The organism is Vibrio jasicida CAIM 1864 = LMG 25398, from assembly GCF_000400365.1.
GTDB classification, from domain to species: Bacteria; Pseudomonadota; Gammaproteobacteria; order Enterobacterales; family Vibrionaceae; genus Vibrio; species Vibrio jasicida.
This window is the reverse complement of the sequence record NZ_BAOG01000170.1, coordinates 1-18,965: the sequence shown is the minus strand read 5'-3', so window position 1 is coordinate 18,965 and position 18,965 is coordinate 1. Positions and strand designations below refer to the sequence as shown.

Below are 18,965 nucleotides of genomic sequence, written 5' to 3'. Positions count from 1 at the left end.
TGAACAAGCGGTTGAAGTACTGGGCATTTTCTTGCTCAGCGCCATTAAATGGCTCATCGATGATGATCAGTGATTGCTCACAGCTTCCAAGCCCCAGCGCGAGGCGCAATTTCTGTTGAATACCGTTAGGTAAATTCTTGCATTTATCTACGCTTAGCTGAGTGTTCAATCCTTCTGGCAGCCATGCGTCGAGTTCGAAAAAGCTCACCATCTCTTGCATCTTTTCTGTAGGGATGAGTCCATTATGCAAGATGAAGTTAGTTTCCAAAGAGCCTTCAAAAATATGCAAATTAAACGGGATGTAGTTAATCGAGGTTCGGTAGCGATAGCTGTTGAACTGTTTGATGTTGTAACCGTCTACCGACACTGCGCCTTGGTATCTATCTTCTAAACCCGCAAGGATGGAAATTAGCGTGGTTTTACCGCAACCAGTCGGTCCACAAATCACCACCTTCGCCCCTGGGGCAATTTTAAATCCGAGATTGGTTAAGCCCGTAGCTGCGCCAGTGTAGCGATGGCTCACACCGCTGCCGACAATGCTGCCTTGGAAGAGGCGAATAGGTGGGCTTTTCTCCAATGTTAGCTTGTCGTCATTCATTGCCATAAGGTTGTTGATTTGCGCAGAGGACGCCTTAATCGATTGGAATTTGGAAATGGAGTTGTAGATACCCATTATCGGACCTAACGCCTTCCAGACTAGAATTACGGTTGCAAGCATGGCACCGGCATCAGATGTGCCATCCATAACGCCGATAACCGCGGTCACGATACTTGCGGTGCCAATCACCTGAATCAAACTGCCACCTGCGGCTTGAACCTTACTGTTGGTCACCGCAACGTTTTCAGCATCGTTGGTGCTTTGCATGTGTGAAGCGCTGAAGCGAGATTGAATAACGCGCAATAGTGGCAAGCCTTGGATGGTTTTGATGCCGCGAAGAATCTCATTCCATTGGTAAGAAACCATGGCGTTAGCGCGAGAGCTCTTCGACGTGGCTTGTGAATAGATGTAACGAGAATAAACACAGAACACCAACATCAGAATCAAACCCGCCATGACGACCAACGCAGCGGTTCCTGACATGATGGCAATCGCGACAATGAACACGATAACAAACGGCATGTCGAAGTAGCTCAAGGTCGACTCTGCCGTTACCAATCGGCGGAATGTGTCGATGTCTTTCAAACGCGCCAACTGAGAAGACACGCCAGCGGTGGATGTCATAGCATAAGGGAGCCATAACAGCTTGGATATAACCGCTTGAGAAATGTGCACCGCCAAGTCCTTACCTGAAGTGGCAATGATGTTGACTCGCATCTTCTTAAAAAAGTATTCCGAAAATCCAACAATCACGGCAAACAACGTGAGCCAATAGAGCGTGGCTTGCGAGCTAGACGTCAAGGCGAAGTTGTATACACTCATGATAAAGAAGGGTTGGAGTGCGCCCAAGATACTGATGACAAAGCTCAGAATAATCAGGCTTTTGAGTTCATTGTTGTAGCGATAAAACGCGTATTTAATCCAGTTACTGCGGTCTTGAGATTCAGGTGGTGGCTCTCGGAACAAGCGGGAGTATTCGCTGATCGAGACCAACAAACATGGCTTCTTGCAGAGCGGGTATTCAATGGTGTTGTTATTGGTGTAATCAAACAGGATCAGTTTGCCGTCTTTAGTGCCCAAGAAAATCGCAGTGAGGTTTTCTATCTCGATAAAGCAAGGATGAGGGTGCCCCTCGATGTGCTCCAACGTTTTTAATTTAGTGACGTCACAACGGTAACCAAGGCGTTCAATCGTGGCGATAAAACTGTCGCTGTCTTTTGGTTTAGGGATAAAAGCGTCACTGAGGATAGAAGGTGTGCCTTCCCATTCAAGTGCAATGAGGGTGTAAGCTAAACCACGAATCAAAGGTGACTGATTGTATCGCTCGTCATAACTGCGAGCCTCAAAGTCCAACAAGCGCTGAGGGACATTATTAAAATCAACCAGAATACTCATTGGTCACCTCCGGTAAGTTTGACGCGTTTGAGGCGATGATTGAGTTTGTCCATCTTATTGCTGACAATGATGAGTATTTTGTCGTTGGCACGATACGCAGTACTGGTCAAAACCAATCGAGCAAAGTCGTCATCATAAACACAGTCGATGTCGTCGAAGATCAACACTCGTTTGTTTGCAAGCAAGGCACGCACTAGCAGCAAGGCATAAGCAACTTGGCGCGAGAATGGGTTGCGTAAATGCCCTTTGAGCTCGGTGTAAAAACCCTCGGGAAGGGCATCGATTTGTGCTTTTATGTTCATGGTTTCGCAAAGCGCAAATGCGGTGTTGTTTAAGCTCGGGCGGAAACAAGTCAGGTTGTCGATGATGGTCCCTTCGACGAACGAGCTGGTTTTGTCGACCATGAGCACGCTATTGCGCCAGACGTTGTAATTAACGTCATCGAGCGGTGTCTCGTTGATTTGAATGTCCAGTTTGCTGTCGGTGTTTTGCCGCGTAATGCAATTGGCAAGATGGGTTTTGCCTGCGCCGCTTTTCCCCGTCAGCAAGTAAGCCTGACCGAGTTCAAACTCAATGCGTTGTTTTTCCGAATACTTCACCGAGATGCGCTCGACTTCTGTCGTGTCATTTTGTTGTTCTACAGACGCAGCAAGCTCAAGCAACTCGGCGATACGTTGAATATGAAGCTTGTTCAACTCCCAGCGGCTCACCGTGCGCATCACTTGCTGGTATGGGGCGAAGTAGCGGTTGGTAAGCATGATGATGGCTGCCATGATGCCTTGGCTCGATTGCATGTTGATAACTGCCGTTGCCAAAACTACCACCACACAAGCAATGGAGAGCTGTTGTATGAGCGACAAGATAAGGCTGAAGTTTGATTCGATTTGCTCGTATTTGATGTTCTCGACTTCACGCTCTTCCACCATTTGTGTCATGAGGCTCTCAACGCGATACTCCATATTGCGAGCTTTGATATCGAGTGGGCTAGAGATGATCTCGATGATTTTAGAGGTAGTTAAGCCTTCGATGTCGGATTTGTTTTCTAGGCTGTTGATTTTTTGCTTGGAAAGACTGAGTGCGAACATCGCCAAAACGATGGAGGCGAGAAAGATAGTCACCCCTGCCCAGATGTTGATCAGACCGATAATCAGAATGGTCAGTATGCTGACGGCAAGGTTGATCAGTGCCCGTACAGATTCTCCGCCAAAGAAGGATTTAATCTCTGGAATGGTGGCAATACGCTCTAAGTATTCACCGGGTTCTAGGCGACGAAACTTCGATATCTCAGCCAAACAGATGGATTGAAACACCTTGTTGGTTAAGTTGGTTTCGAATTGCTTCATGATCACAGACGAAATCTTCTCTTCCTGATTCTTTAAGTGATAGTCGAGGAAGATGGTGATCAAGATAATGGCAAACAGAAGAAACAGCGTGTCTTTGGCTTGGTTAGGTAAAACTCGGTCAAAAATAATCAGTATCGAAAAGGGCAGTACTAAGCCAAACAGCGTCGAGATGACCGTCGAGAAAGTCAGGTAACACTTGTCTGCAAAGTTAATCTTTTGGGAAAAATGCTCAGTTTGCATTGCGACCTCCTTTCTTAATCGATGGTTTGGAGAGAAGGTGTTTTGGAACTAAGTCTTGATTGCTTCTGCCTTCGATATCGCTCATCAACTGCATGATGCTTTCGATGGATTGCACCGACAACATGCCTTTGATTTGTTCAAGATTGATCGATTCAATGATGTAGTCATAGCGCGCGCTCTCGTAATCACGTAGCGCGCTAAACAGTTTACTTTCCGCTGCCAGTAAGTCGGTAATGGTTCGCGTACCAAGCTGGTAAGCGCGTTGAATGCCTTTGTAGGAAGCGTAGTTTGCACGGATGATGTTCTCGTAGCTGCTGATGGCGCGGGAGAAGTCATTAATGTTGAGCACTGAGGTATTAACGCTATTGCGCGTTGTGAACAACGAATCTTGGTACAGTAACTCCGTTCGCTCGATGGCAGTTGATGATTTTTGATAACCGTAGTAATCCGAACCGCCGGAGAAAATCGGCACATTCAAGTTTAAGCCGACGCTGGTGGAGTTACTGTCCCCTGTTGCGGTTGGGTCGGTTCGGTCATAGTTGTTTGCATCGTCGTAACGGTAACTGGCAGAGAGCGATACGGTCGGAACGAAGTTTGAACCGCTTTCTTTCAAGCCTCTTCGACTACGTTCTACGGTCTTCTTCGCAACCAATAAGTCGTTATTGAGCTTCAACGCTTGTTCAAGAATTACGCGTTGTTCGGTCTCGCTGATTTCTGCTAAGGGCACGCTTTCGTAGATGTCCTGCGATGGGGTGACTGGGTATTGAACTTGAATCTCTAAACCGTTCAAAATCACACGTCGGTCTTTCTCTAAGGTTCTTAAGCGATTGGCAATGCCTTCTTTCTGAGCAATCACCTCATACAACTCGCTCGCCGCAGTGTTGCCAAGTTCCACGTTACGACGCATTTGGCGTTCACGTGTTTCAGACGATTTAAGCTCGACTTTGGTGGCTTTGATTTGCGCGTTGTTTTTCAGGTACTCGAAATATTGCGTCGCGATTTCAGAAATGGTGCTCTGGATTTTGTTCTCGTGTTTGATTTCTTCAATGTTGAAATCAAGCTTCGCGGTGCCGTATTTGAAGATGTCGCCAAGGTTAAACACCGATTGGGATAAAGACACGCTGTAGCTGTTCGAGTTGTAGCTAGAACGTGTATCCGGTGTTCCCGTTAATATGGTCTCGTTTTCATTCCATGTAGTATCAGCGGCACCGTTTAAAGAGGGTAGAAACTTAGAACGGCTAATGTCGATGTTGTATTCGTTTTCCTCCACGCCTTTGTCACTAGCGCGCAGAGATAAGTTGTTTTCCAAGCCGAGTTTGACCGCCTCAAGCAAGGTGGTCGCCATTGCCGAAGGAGCATTGCTCAATGTTAGTGCCGCCAATACGCAGCTAGTTAAGTTTCTGTACCGCCACATATTTGTTGATCACCTTGATGATTTCGTCGTTTTTATAAGGTTTGCTGATCACGTAATCCATTCCAGCTTCGATACAAGCTTGGTGTTCATTACTGCTGGTCAATGCTGTCGCACCTATAATGGTGCAAGGGTTTTGTCCGCTTTCTTGTTCGTATTGTCGAATGCGTTTGGTTGCTTCAATACCGCCCATGCCTGGCATGATGCAGTCCATAAAAATGATGTCCGAGCGCTGATTCATGAAGTGCTGAACAGCGTCTGCGCCATCGCCAACGGTGTCGGCTTCGTATTCTTGCTTGCTCAAAATACGTTTGAGTAGAATCTGTTGAACACGGTCATCTTCCACAATTAGGAATGAGCTGTTCTCCATCTGATCTTCAGAGGCTTCCGCTTCCATGATTGCCAATAGGTTAGGGATGAACTCATACGGAATCGCAGGAGAGTTCAGAATCTTGTCGACAAAGGTATGGCTCTCTTGTGCTTGCTGAGTGCTAGTGACTGAAAGCAACAACTTGGTGTTCGGGTGAGTGCGCAGTTGCGATTTCACCGTTTTGCTTAGTGAGGGCAGCTTGTTTGGTTCGAACGTGTCGGTCAGCATAATGGCATCGTATTCGCCAAAGGTTTTTGCAGCAGAGAAGAGCTCGTTCGGGGTGCGAATTGGTGTGATCTCTAATCCTAAGTTGACCAACATTTTGTTCATTACATCAATGCGCAGCTGAGAGTTGGCACATAGCAACAAACGTTTATTGTCGAAGCGAGTTTTCTCGGTGTGGAAGCTCTTGGCTTTTAAATCGAGCTGAATTTGAAAACGTTCCTGATTGCCCGATTGATACCAATGGCTCTCGTAATAGCCATAATCTTTCAGTACGCTTTTCGCCAAATCGTCTTTGGTTGCGGTGTGCTGTTTATGGTCGCTCCAGTGTAGGGTATTGAGCTTGGCAAACGGCACATCCAGTGTGGTTAAGAAGTTTAGATTGATGGTCAGGCGAGTGTTTTCAATGTCTGACGCAGCTCCCGATTCAATAGTGACAAACAGTTTCTTATCGGCTTTGAGTTGGATGGCATTCGATAGCTGAAGGAACAACACCCAGAATAAGCTGGTGGACTGTCCTTCAACACGGTTTGGTAAGTTATCTGAGATAAAGCAGTCTAGCTCACCTTCATTTCGCTGCACTTTGGAGCTGATGTGAATCATCAATTCAGACAGCACATTCAGCAGTGAAAACTCTTTCGATTTGCTCTCGGTCCCTTGTGAAATGAGTCGATTGTAGTTCTCTGCCAATTCAGACAGGGTATTGGCAGCCGAGGTTATATCTTGCGCCATCAACACGCCGCTCTCATCGGTCTCTTGTACGAGATATTGCACGCCTCCGTTAATGGTGTTGGTGATGCCACGAATCTCGTAACCAATCAGAGCATAGAGTTGCTTGTAGAGATCGTTATTACGTTTTTGCTCTTCGAGTTTGCTGAAAATGAGTTTTAGGTGAGAGTAGATCTGACGCTGTTTCGGATTGATGCTCACTTCATTCAGCAACTCTTCCAACCTTTGTAAATCCAGTTGTTTGAGCTCTTGATAAAGCCCATCGAATTCTTGGTCAATGTCTCGCTCATTCGAATTGGATTTTTTCAGTTTTAGGATTGCCACTAAATTCGATAGGACGGCGATACCAACCAACACAACAACGACCATAAATAGCCAAATAAAGAACTCGTTTTTCTCCATCATTAGGTCGCTCGCATGGTTGTTAAACATGGTGCGATAGTTGTCGTCCATTTGGAGGTAGTTATTGGTGAGCGAGAGATACAGTGCCAACACATCGTCACGTGTTTTTGAGCTGTCCGAGAAGCGATTAATCGCCAGTTCAAGCTGCGTATATTCGGTCGCGCCCACCAAGCTAAACTCGGTTTTGTTGAGTGACGCGAGAGACTTAAACTGGTCAATCTCGTTCTTCAGAGCCTCAAAATCGAGTTCTGTTGTACTGCAATAACGTGCGGCTAAACAGCGTTGAAGCGTTTGGATATCGAGTTCGATGGTTTGGTTGAGTTGTTGAGCTTGAACCAAGAGAGGCGCGTTTTGCACTTGCTCCACTGAATCCACTTTCTCCCAAGAGACATACAAATAAAAGGCGAGGGCAGCCAGCACCAAGCTGAAAGCAATGCTTAGGCGCATAACAGGAACGGAAATATTGTAGGAAGGTTTGTTACTCATCCATTACCTCTCATCGAACGCGTCTTCGATAGCCGACATAACCGGCTTCGCAGCGTATTCGATAACCCGACGTGACCCTGTTTTCACATCGGCGGTGAATTCCATGTAAGGGGACAGCTTGAATTGAGTGCCTCCGCGCTCTAAATAGTTTTGGCTGATTTGGATTTCAGCGAGGTAGAATTCAGCGTCCTCTTCTTCATAGGAGGAACGGCTGATCGACGCGATTCGACCTTCCAAAAATCCGTATTTGGCAAAGTTGTAGGTGTCCATCTTCACTTTGACTGCCTGTCCGATTTCAACAAAGCCCATGTCTTTACGTGGAATCTTCGCTTCGCCATGAAGGGAGTTATTAATCGGCGCAATGTCCGCGATACTTTCCCCCGGCGGTATCACGGCAGAGCGGAAGTTGAAGTGCACTTTATCCACCACACCATCAATAGGGGCGTAGACCACAAGACGATCTACTTTGTCTGAGTGTTGAGGACGAAGAATGCGTTTTAGCTTGAGATCTTTCTTCGCTTGAATGATTTGCGCTTGGTATTCGGAGTTGCGATTTTCCACCAAGTCTCGGTATTGCTTCTCTAGTTTGTCCAGTTGGAAACGCTCATTCATGACCGACTCATCGAGGTTTTCAATCTCACGCACCATGTTTGACTCTTGAACCTGCATATTCAGAACATCGACATAAGACGCCATTTCTTCTTTGTACAAGGTGTTCTTGATATTGAGCTGCTTACGAATCAAAGAAAGCTGGTTCTCGGAGCTTTTGCGGCGCTTAAGCATAGAATCAATCAACGAGTTCTTGTGATTGATGTCGTGGGTGATCAACTCTTCATTAGAGCGGTTTTTGGAAAACTCTTGCTGCCAGGTATTCATATTTACCTGAACCAATTCTGGGTATTTTTCGATGTAGGCAGAGAAATCGGGCTCTACCATATCACGCAGGCTTTCATAACGGAGTTTGTCCAATTCGAGCTGAATGATTTCTGTGTTTACAGTATCGAGTTGAGTGTTTCTATCCAAAGAGCGAATGCGCGCAATGGGTTGACCTTCGTAAACCACTTCGCCTTTGCGCACTAACATTTCTTCGAGAATACCGCCTTCAAGGTGTTGCACTTTTTCTACGTCAGATTCCAGCAATAGCTCACCGCGCACCGACACCACAATGTCGATGCGAGCTTGAGATGCAACGGCGATCGCCACCATTGAAAGCAAAAAGATAACCAGCAATGTTTTGTGTACGCTGGTCATCGCACTGGCTAGCACTATCGTATCGTCTGCGGTCACCTTCGAAGACTCGTTGTTGGAAACGAGTGCTTTTCTGAGGTGGTGCTCGATCTGCTTGTTACTCATGATCCACCTCTGTTATTCATTATCTGCGCTGTCATCGATAGAGTTTTCGATATCTAACAGCTGGCTTATTTGTTTGTTCACGTTATTGAGCTCAGTTTTGATGTCCTCAATCAATTCATCAGGTGCGGGAAAGTGGTGCTTACTTAAATGTTCCAGCTTTGCCATCTTGGGTGGTAAATCATCATCACAAAGCAATACGAGAATGGTTTTCAGCTTTTTTGAGTAGCCGCTCAGCTCTTCAAAACGGTTTTGTTTATGCAGCATTTCGATGTTGATCGCCGCGCTGCTGAAATCCTTATAAAAATCTCCCAATAGCAATTGCAGCCCTTTGTGGCTGTTGTCGACTGAGCGCAACAGATTCGTCATGTTTATCATTGTTCCACCGCCCTAATTGCTTTAATGACAATAACTAAGGATCTTTAAATCGCGTTTTCAAATTTTTTTTACCTCTTTCTGGTTAAACAACATGAGTATGAAAAAAGTTGGATAAAAAAGTTGGTTTTCCAGAATGGTGTCCTTTACTGCCTCTAAACACGATCAGTTAGCTAATGGCAACGGAGGCTGTAATGGCAGGTGACAACAACCAAAATAACCAAAACAAAGACCTAAATGACGCGGTAGAACAAACGGAAACCAATGACGCGGGTACGCCCTCCCAGCAGCAGAATCAGCAAAATCAACAGAATACGATTGCTTCAACCGTAGCGACGGGTGCTGAAAATACCGACGCAGCAGACGAAGCCAATCAGGCGATGGAAGACAACCCAAGTGGTGCCGGATCTGAAGAAGAAGCCTCGGCGTCCGGTGGTGCGGTACAAGAAGACGCGCCAGAGAGTAGCGGTGGTTCGGATGCCGCTCAATCGAACGTGGTAGACAGCGTGGCATCAGACGGTGGGTCTGGTGAAGAAGCGGCTGGCAGCGGCGGTGCGGCTTCAGGTGCGGGTGCACAAGCTGTTGGTGGCGGCGATGCCTCTGGCTCTGAAGGTGGTTCGGACGCAGAAGGCAATGAAGCACAAGGACAAGCTGTACAAACGTCGGCTGCGCCAAGTGCCTCTTCATCCGGTACTGAAGGTTCACAAGGTGGTGATAACCTAGATTCAGAAACCACAGAAGAAACCTTTGCGGTGGACGTTCAAGACACCAGTGAAGAGACCACGACGCAAGTAGAAGATGATTTCGACTCAGAAACCACGAGCGAAACGTTCCAAATTAAAGTCGAAGGTGAAAACGACGCGCCAGAGGTAGAACAAGATCTGGCTTACATCATGGATGAAGATGGCACTATTACCTTCACTCAAGAACAATTACTCGAATACGCAAGTGATGTTGATGGCGACGACCTTGTTGCGTCTAACGTCCAAGTGGGTGCGAATGCATCGGTTCAAGATAATGGTGACGGTACGTTCACCGTGGTTCCGGACGCTGATTTCAATGGTGAGCTCGACTTAACGTTTGATATCAGTGATGGTCAAGAAACCGTTTCAAGTTCTATCGATTTAACCGTTCGCCCAATCAATGACGCACCAGTGCCTGAAGATAAAACCTTTGAGGTGGAAGAGGACGGCACGCTGGTCTTCACCGATGCTGACCTGCTTGCTGGTGCAACGGATATTGAAGGCGATAACCTAACAGTTGAAGGTGTGAGTTACGATGGTAGCGACGGCATCCTGACCGACAACGGCAATGGGACTTACACTTTTGCGCCAAATGAAAACTTCAATGGTGATGTGAACTTCAGCTTTGATGTGTCCGATGGCACAGATACGGTTTCAGCCAACATTGATGTCAGTGTTACGCCAGTCGATGATGCGCCAGTGTCTGGCAATCTTGCTTACTCGGTGGACGAAGATGGCTCGATTCGTTTGAGCCAAGAACAGTTGTTGTCGCAAGCTTCTGATGTGGAAGGCGATGCACTGACGGCATCTAATCTTTCGGTAGATAGCAACGCGACGGTGACTCAAAATGACGATGGCAGCTTCACTATAACGCCAGACGCAGATTTCAATGGTGATATCGACATTAGCTTTGATATCTCAGATGGCACGAATACCGTTCAAGCAACCGCTGACCTAACCGTTAATCCAATCAACGATCTGCCTGTTCCTCAAGACCAACAATTCAGTGTGGAAGAGGACGGCACACTGCAATTTACTGATGCGGATCTGCTTGCAGGTGCTACCGATATTGAAGGCGATGACCTTTCTGTAACGGGAATCAGCTATGAAGGCACCGACGGCGTTCTAACTGACAATGGCGATGGCACGTATAGCTTTGCGCCAAATGAGAACTTCAATGGCGATGTAAACTTCAGCTTCGACGTATCTGATGGCACAGATACGGTTTCAGCGAATGTAGATGTGAGCGTCACGCCGGTGAATGATCCTCCTGTGGCCGGTTCAACGTCTTACACGGTTCACGAAGACAACTCTATTACCATTTCTGACGCGCAACTGTTGGCAAATTCTTCTGATTTAGAAGGGGATGTCTCGATTGATAGCGTGAGCTACTCTGGCAGCGATGGTGTGTTGCAAATCAATGGTGACGGTACGTACACCTTCTCTCCAAATGAAAACTTTAATGGTGAAGTGACGCTTGATGTTGTCGTCGCTGATGAAGAAGGCGCAACGGATGTCACCACTGCTGGCATTACGGTGCTGGAAGTGAACGATCCACCAGTCGCAGGACCAACTTCTTACACTATTGATGAAGATTCAGTTCTGACCTTCAGTGAGTCGCAAGTGCTGTTGAATGCCTCTGATGTGGAAGGCGATGTAGAGCTTGTTGGCATTAGTTACGATGGTCCGGATGGCATTTTCACCGTTAACGATGATGGCACGTGCAGCTTCGCGCCAAACGAGAACTTTAACGGACAAGTTCAACTTGATGTGACCATTCGAGATGAAGATGGGGCAGAAGTTGATACCGTCATCAATGTGAATGTATTGCCAATCAATGATGTGCCAGTATCGGGTGATTTGGCTTACAGCGTTGATGAAGACGGTGCGATTACACTCAACCAAGAGCAGCTTCTTTCTCAAGCGTCTGATATTGAGGGCGATGACCTGACTGCTAGTGATTTGACTGTTGATGGAAACGCAACCGTCACAGCGAACGATGATGGCAGCTTCACGATTACACCAGATGCGGACTTTAATGGTGATATTGATATCCAATTCAACATTACGGACGGCACAGACACTATCCAAGCAACGGCGGATCTGACGGTTAATCCGGTTAACGATCTTCCTGTTCCTCAAGACCAGCAGTTTAGTGTTGAAGAAGACGGTACGCTTCAGTTTACCGACGCAGACCTACTTGCTGGCGCGACCGACATCGATGATGATAACTTAACAGTTGATGGCATTAGCTATATGGGCAGCGATGGTGTGCTGACTGACCACGGCGATGGTACTTACACCTTTGCACCAAACGAAAACTTCAACGGTGATGTCAGCTTTAGCTTTGGTGTTTCTGACGGCACTGAGACCGTACCTGCCAATGTGGACGTGAGCGTCACTCCAGTGAACGATCCTCCGGTTGCGGGTTCAACGTCTTACACGGTTGATGAAGACAGCGCAATTACCATTTCTGACGAGCAGCTTCTGGCTAACTCTTCGGATGTGGAAGGCGCAGTGTCCATCGATAGCGTGACCTATTCAGGCACCGATGGCGTATTCCAAGACAACGGTGACGGCACTTACACCTTCATGCCGAATGAGAACTTCAGCGGTGATATCAGCCTTGATGTGATTGTGGCGGATGAGCAAGGTGCGATTGACGAAACGACAGCAGGCATTACCGTCATTGAAGTGAATGACCCTCCAGTTGCCGGTCCAACGTCTTACACGATTGACGAAGATTCAGTACTGACATTCAGTGAGTCACAAATTCTTGCCAACGCATCTGATATCGAGGGCGATGTAGAGCTTGTTGGCATCAGCTATGAAGGCTCGGATGGTATCTTTACCGTTAATGGTGATGGTACTTGTAGCTTTGCGCCAAACGAGAACTTCAATGGTCAAGTTCAGTTGGATGTGACCATTCAAGATGAGAATGGGGCAACCGTTGATACTCACATCAATGTCGATGTCTTACCAATCAACGATCCACCAGTATCGGGTGATTTGGCTTACACCATCAACGAAGACAGCTCAATTACGTTAAGCCAAGAGCAGTTGCTTGCCAAAGCGGGCGATATTGATAGCGAGAACCTTGAAGCCATCAATCTATCGACAGATGACAACGCGACAATTCAATACAACGATGATGGCAGTTACACCATCACACCGGATGAAAACTACAACGGCGATCTAGACCTGACCTTCGATATCATTGATAACGATGGTGGCTCGGTACAAGTTGGTCTGGATATTACGGTTAATCCTGTGAATGACTTGCCACAAGCGCAAGATCAACAGTTCACGGTAGAAGAAGATGGCACCTTGCTGTTCACGGATGCCGACCTATTGGAAGGCGCATCGGATATTGATGGCGATGATCTGTCTATCGAAAACGTTCTCTACACAGGTGCGGATGGCGTGCTTACCGATAATGGCGATGGCACTTACAGCTTTGCGCCGAATGAGAACTTCAACGGTGATGTTCAGTTCACATTCGATGTGTCTGACGGCACGGGTTCAACACCAGCATTCATTGATGTCAGCGTAACACCAGTGAACGATCCACCGGTGGCAGGTTCTACGTCGTACACGGTTCAAGAAGACGGTCAAATCACCATTAGTGACGAGCAGTTGTTAGCCAACTCTTCTGATGTGGAAGGCGACGTAGCCTTGGCGAATGTTAGCTACTCTGGTAACGACGGTAGCTTCGTGGACAATGGCGACGGCACATATACCTTCACGCCAAATGAGAACTTTGACGGTAACATTTCGCTCGACGTTACGGTCATCGACCAAGATGGCGCAACGGATACAACAACCGCAGGCATCGACGTTATCGCGGTGAACGATGCACCAGAAACGTCAGGCATTCAAGCGGAGGTGGATGAAGATAACTCCATCACCATCACGCAAGAACAGTTGCTTGCGAATGCGACAGACATTGAAGGTGATGACCTTGTTGCCAGCAACCTGCAAACCAATGATCCAGATGCGACGATCGTAGCCAACGACGATGGTTCTTTCACCATTACGCACACCGAAAACTTTAACGGTGAGTTGGACTTCACTTACAACATCAGCGATGGCGAAAATGATGTTCTGACCACGCTGGATCTGACCGTTAACCCTGTCAACGATGCGCCAGAAGCGGGCGACGAAATCTTTATTCAAGCGGAAGAAGACCAAACCGTGGGTGTTTCTCTGCGTGAAGAGCCTGCGTTACGTCTCGACCAAGCCCCTGAAAACGGCATCATTGAAGCGAATCTAAATGACGAATGGGTACAGCTAGAAGTCGGGCAGGAGGTTCCTGCGGATACGGAAGTGCGCTTTATCCCAGACGATGAGGCATTAGCCAACGGTACACATACGACACAAATCGGTACGTTTGATGACAACGCGAGTGTGGATGATTGGGGGGATGAAGTTGACCCTTATACGCGTCAATTCACTGATGGTGATTTGACGGTTACCGTTCAGAGTAACGATGACCCTCTTGGTGCGTGGAATGGTAACACACACATTGGGCATGGTATTGGCGATACTGACCGCCAAGGCTTGAGTGGTGATGAAAAACTAACTGTGACCGTTGAAGGTCAAGACATCAACGAAATCAGCTTCCATCTAGATGGTCTAGGCGGCTGGTTTATGGAAGAGTCTCGCCACTTTACAGAAGTCGAAATTCGAGCATTCAACTCTGAGGGTGACTTGATCGACTCAATGACTTACCACAAAGAAGATCGTGGTAGCTATGAGACGGATTACACTCTAACGGTGAACGAGCCAGTGTCTTACTTTGAGTTAGGAACGATTCAAGGTAACGGTACTTATGTGGTTCAAAACATGACGGTTTCGCAAACTTGTCATGATGAAGCAGTATTTACATCTATTGGTGTGGACGGCACGGAAATCACTGAAACGGTCGAACTGAATATCCGTGAAGGTGACAGTGAAATCGAACTGACTGCTGATCTGCCAAATGTGACCATTGATACCGAAGGTTCTACGCAGTTTGCCTCTGTGGTTATCACAGAAGAACAGCTTCTAGCACAAGCGAGTGATATCGATAGCGATGTTCTTGATATTCAAAACCTAGAGCTGGTGGGGGATAATGCGGAGCACGCGACGTTAACCGACAACGGCGATGGTACATGGACAGTCACACCTGCTGAGAACTTTTACGGTGAGATTGAGCTTGGTTACCAAGTTACAGATGGTGAACTCACTGACGACAACATCATCAACATCAACTTCGAAGCAGTAAACGATGCGCCAATCGTTTCTGGTCCGATTGTGTTGTCGACAGATGAGGATGTGGGCATTACGTTTAGCGCGGACGATCTGCTTGCCAATGCAAGTGATGTGGAAGGCGATGCGCTGTCTATCTCTGATATCTCTTACAGCGGTGATAACGGTGAGCTTGTCGACAATGGCGACGGCACTTACACCTTTATGCCGAATGAAAACTTCAATGGTGAAGTCGACATCGATTACAAAGTCTTCGATGGCACCGATGAAGTCGATACCCATCTAGATCTGACCGTTATTCCGGTCAACGATGTGCCAGTTCCTGGTGCGCCGCTGCATACTCAAATGCTAGAAAACGGCACCATCATCATCGAAGCAAAAGATCTGTTATCAGGTGCGACCGATGTGGATGGCGACATTCTGCATATCGAGAATCTACTGCTTGTTGACCAGTCACAAGGTACGTTGACAGACAACGGCGACAACACCTTTACCTTCGAGCCGACAGCGAACTTCTATGGTGACGTAAATCTGACTTTCGATATCAGTGATGGTCAAGCAAGTGCACCAAGTACCGCCTCAATTGATGTCGAGATCGTCAATGAAGCACCGGAAGTCAGCGGTCCTATTGATGCAGTCGTGGACGAAGATGGGTCGATTACCATCACTCAAGAAGACTTGTTAGCGAACGCGACGGACGTGGATGGTGACAATCTTGAAGCGGTGAACCTGTCGACCAACGATCCTAATGCAACCATCGTTGAGAACGCTGATGGTAGCTTCACGATTACACCGAGCGAAAACTTCTTTGGTGAAATCGAATTTACTTATGACGTAACTGACGCGATTGAAACCGTCGCTGCGGATCTAAACCTCACCGTTAACCCAGTGAACGACCTGCCAGATGTGCCTGATTTGTCCTTCACCACAGAAGACGGCGAAGCCATCACGATTACTGAAGCAGAGTTGCTGGCTCAAGCGACGGACATCGAAGGCGATGACTTATCTGTTGTGAACGTGACGAGCTTGAGCGATACGGTTCAAGTAACAGACAATGGTGATGGCACTTACACGTTAACGCCAGAGCAGGGGTTCTTTGGTAATGTTGACCTCACGTTTGATGTGAGCGATGGCACCGATGTGGTGGCGGCGAATATCGATTTGAAAGTGGAATTTGTCAACGACACGCCAGAAGCAGCGCCAACTATTGCAAATGTGGACGAGGACGGCTCTATCCTCGTGACACAAGATATGTTGCTTGAGAATGCAAGCGACCAAGACGGTGATGATCTATACGCGACCGCGCTTGAGACTAACGATCCAAATGCAAGCATTGTTGATAATGGTGACGGTACCTATACCGTGACGCCATCTGAGAACTTTAATGGTGAAATTGCGTTTACCTATGAAGTGAACGACGGCGAGCTAAGCACATCAACCGAAATGACGCTGACGGTTAATCCCGTCAACGATATCCCAATTGTCGCACCAGCCATGTATAGCATCGAAGAAGATGGCAGTATCCTGTTTACTCAGGGGGACTTGCTCAATGGCGCTATCGATATTGAAGGTGATGACCTAACCGTTACCAGTATCAATTATTCAGGTGATGAAGGTACGGTCACCGACAACGGTGATGGTACGTTTAGCTTTGTTCCAGAAGAACACTTTAGTGGTGATTTACAGTTCAGCTTTACTGTCTCTGACGGGACGGATGAAGTAGAACAAGACATCAATGTCCACATTGAAGCGGTTGCGGATGCACCTGATCTTGCCATTACAGATGGTGATGGTGCTGTGATCGATGATAACGCCATTTTGGTTGATCCAGGCGGCATTGTTGAGCTGAATATTGCGGCTGCGCTCGTAGACCAAGACCTTTCTGAAACGCTGACTGTGACCGTTGATGGCGTGCCAGAAGGCTCCGTCATCAGTTACGACAACGAAGGTGTACTTAACGATCAAGATAACGGTATCACCAGTTTCAACGATACTGAAATCACGGTTACGTTTGAAGGTGAGACGGCGGGTTACCAAAACGCGGCTGGTTATTACAAAGTTGATGAAGACGGCAATATCACTGGAGTTGAAGTGGTGTACGAAAACGCTTCTCAAGTTGGCGGTGGTGGTGACCTCGTTCCGGGACAAGACCAATTTAGCTTCCAAATTTCGGAAGGGGAAAGCTTCAATCTGTTCTTAATTCCAAATGGTCATGCCCACAATAACTTCGAAGCTCTGCCAGATGGTCAATATGAATTCCGTGCAACGGATGGTTCGCCGGCCAATATGGATACCGTCGACCCACAACTGGTGTTTGTTGGTGTTGACGGTTCAGAAACGGTGATTCAAAGCCAGTTTGGAGATGCGATCTTCCATGGTGGTTCGAGCTCTGAGCTCAACCAAGATGGCATTGAACATACCCGAACTACTGTGAACGAAGACGGTGAGTTGGTCTACGGTTTTGAGGATCTTTACGGTGGTGGTGATGCTGATTATTCCGATTTCAACTTCACCATTGATGTTGGTGAAGTAAATAGCCAGATCTACAGTGGCGAAGTGACGGTTGGGCCTGATGGCTCTGTAACACTGCCGACCACTGCTATTGATCAAGAGTTACAGATTCAGCTTCCAGAAGACTTCAATCAACAGCTAGAGGTAAACGTAACGGCTACAGCCACTGAGTTGTCTAACGGTGATGCTGAGACGGTTTCTCAAACTATTTATATCAATGCCACAGGCGCTGTTATTGAACACGCGCCAGAAGCATTGCCAGTATCAGCACAGGTTGAAGAAGATGGTTCTATCCTTATCTCGCAAGAAGATTTACTTGCGAATGCTAGTGATCAGGATGGTGATCAACTGACAGCGCTGAATTTGGCAACAGATGACGAAAACATCACCATCACGGATAATGGCGACGGTACTTACACCTTAACGCCAGATGCGGACTTTAATGGTGATATTACCTTTACGTTCGATGTGTCTGATGGTGATGATGTTGTCTCAACCAACTTAGAGGTAACGGTTTCGCCTGTCAATGATGCACCAGAACCACAAGATCAAGCGTTTACTGTTGGCGAAGATGGTGTACTGACCTTTACCGATGCAGACCTGCTAACAGGAGCTACCGATATTGAAGGGGATGATCTATCTGTTGAGGGCGTCACTTACACAGGCGCGGACGGTGTCCTAACTGACAATGGTGATGGCACGTATAGCTTCGCTCCAAACGAGAACTTCAATGGCGATGTGAACTTCACTTTCGATGTTTCCGATGGCACGGACACTGTGACGGCAAATATCGATGTGAGCGTGACGCCAGAGAACGACCCACCAGTTGCAGGCAGTACGGCTTACACAGTGCATGAAGACAACTCGATCACCATTAGCAACGAACAACTATTAGCGAACTCGTCTGATATTGAAGGTGAAGTGGCGATCGACAGCGTCAGTTATAGCGGCAACGACGGTGTGCTGGAAATCAACGGTGATGGTACGTATACCTTCTCACCAAACGAGAACTTCAGCGGCGAGGTGAGCCTAGATATTGTCGTAGTCGACGAAGACGGTGCAACAGATTCCACCACTGCTGGCATTACAGTGCTAGAGGTAAATGATCCACCAATCGCAGGTCCTACCGCATACACTATCGATGAAGACCAAGTTCTAACCTTTAGTGAATCGCAAGTGCTACTGAATGCTTCGGATGTCGAAGGGGATGTTGAGCTTGTTGGTATTAACTACGACGGCCCAGACGGTATCTTTTCAGTTAACGGTGATGGGACTTGCAGCTTTGCGCCAAATGAAAACTTCAACGGTCAAGTGCAGTTGGATGTGACCATTCGCGATGAAGACGGCGCAGAGGTCGATACTTACCTCACTGTCGATGTCTTACCAATCAATGACGCACCTGTATCGGGCAACTTGGCTTATAGTGTCGATGAAGACAATTCAATTACGCTTAGCCAAGAGCAGCTTCTTGCTCAAGCATCGGATGTAGAAGGCGACGCGCTAACCGCATCTAACCTAGTGGTTGACGGTGATGCAACGG

At 47.3% G+C, this 18,965-nt stretch carries 7 protein-coding genes; 1 reads left to right on the top strand and 6 read right to left on the bottom strand.

Annotated elements, in window-relative coordinates; translation table 11 throughout:
- The 6 genes from VJL_RS26090 to VJL_RS26065 all read right to left on the bottom strand — a co-directional run.
- Positions 1–1,993: ATP-binding cassette domain-containing protein (locus VJL_RS26090; RefSeq protein WP_038882259.1), on the bottom strand; the 1,993-nt coding region annotated here is incomplete at its 3' end.
- On the bottom strand, positions 1,990–3,576 hold the full coding sequence (locus VJL_RS26085) for an ATP-binding cassette domain-containing protein (RefSeq protein ID WP_038882258.1): 1,587 nt from the start codon (positions 3,574–3,576) through the stop codon (positions 1,990–1,992). The genes VJL_RS26085 and VJL_RS26090, both read right to left, overlap by 4 nt.
- Positions 3,566–4,990 (bottom strand): TolC family protein, encoded by a 1,425-nt coding sequence (locus VJL_RS26080; protein ID WP_038882257.1) that lies wholly within the window; start codon positions 4,988–4,990, stop codon positions 3,566–3,568. The genes VJL_RS26085 and VJL_RS26080 overlap by 11 nt, the downstream gene beginning before the upstream one ends.
- A complete protein-coding gene (locus VJL_RS26075; RefSeq protein WP_038882256.1) occupies positions 4,965–7,196 on the bottom strand; it encodes an ATP-binding response regulator in 2,232 nt (743 codons plus the stop codon). Before VJL_RS26075 ends, VJL_RS26080 begins: the two co-directional genes overlap by 26 nt.
- Positions 7,197–7,199: 3 nt before the next feature.
- Positions 7,200–8,549 carry an HlyD family type I secretion periplasmic adaptor subunit gene (locus tag VJL_RS26070; protein ID WP_038867460.1) on the bottom strand — a complete coding sequence of 450 codons (1,350 nt, stop codon included), beginning with the start codon at positions 8,547–8,549 and terminating at the stop codon, positions 7,200–7,202.
- A gap of 12 nt (positions 8,550–8,561) precedes the next feature.
- Positions 8,562–8,915: a hypothetical protein gene (locus VJL_RS26065; protein ID WP_038882255.1), complete on the bottom strand. Its 354-nt coding sequence runs from the start codon at positions 8,913–8,915 to the stop codon at positions 8,562–8,564.
- A 200-nt stretch (positions 8,916–9,115) separates the two neighbouring features.
- Here VJL_RS26065 and VJL_RS26060 point away from each other — a divergent pair.
- A partial coding sequence (locus tag VJL_RS26060; protein ID WP_038882254.1) for a tandem-95 repeat protein occupies positions 9,116–18,965 on the top strand: 9,850 nt, incomplete at its 3' end.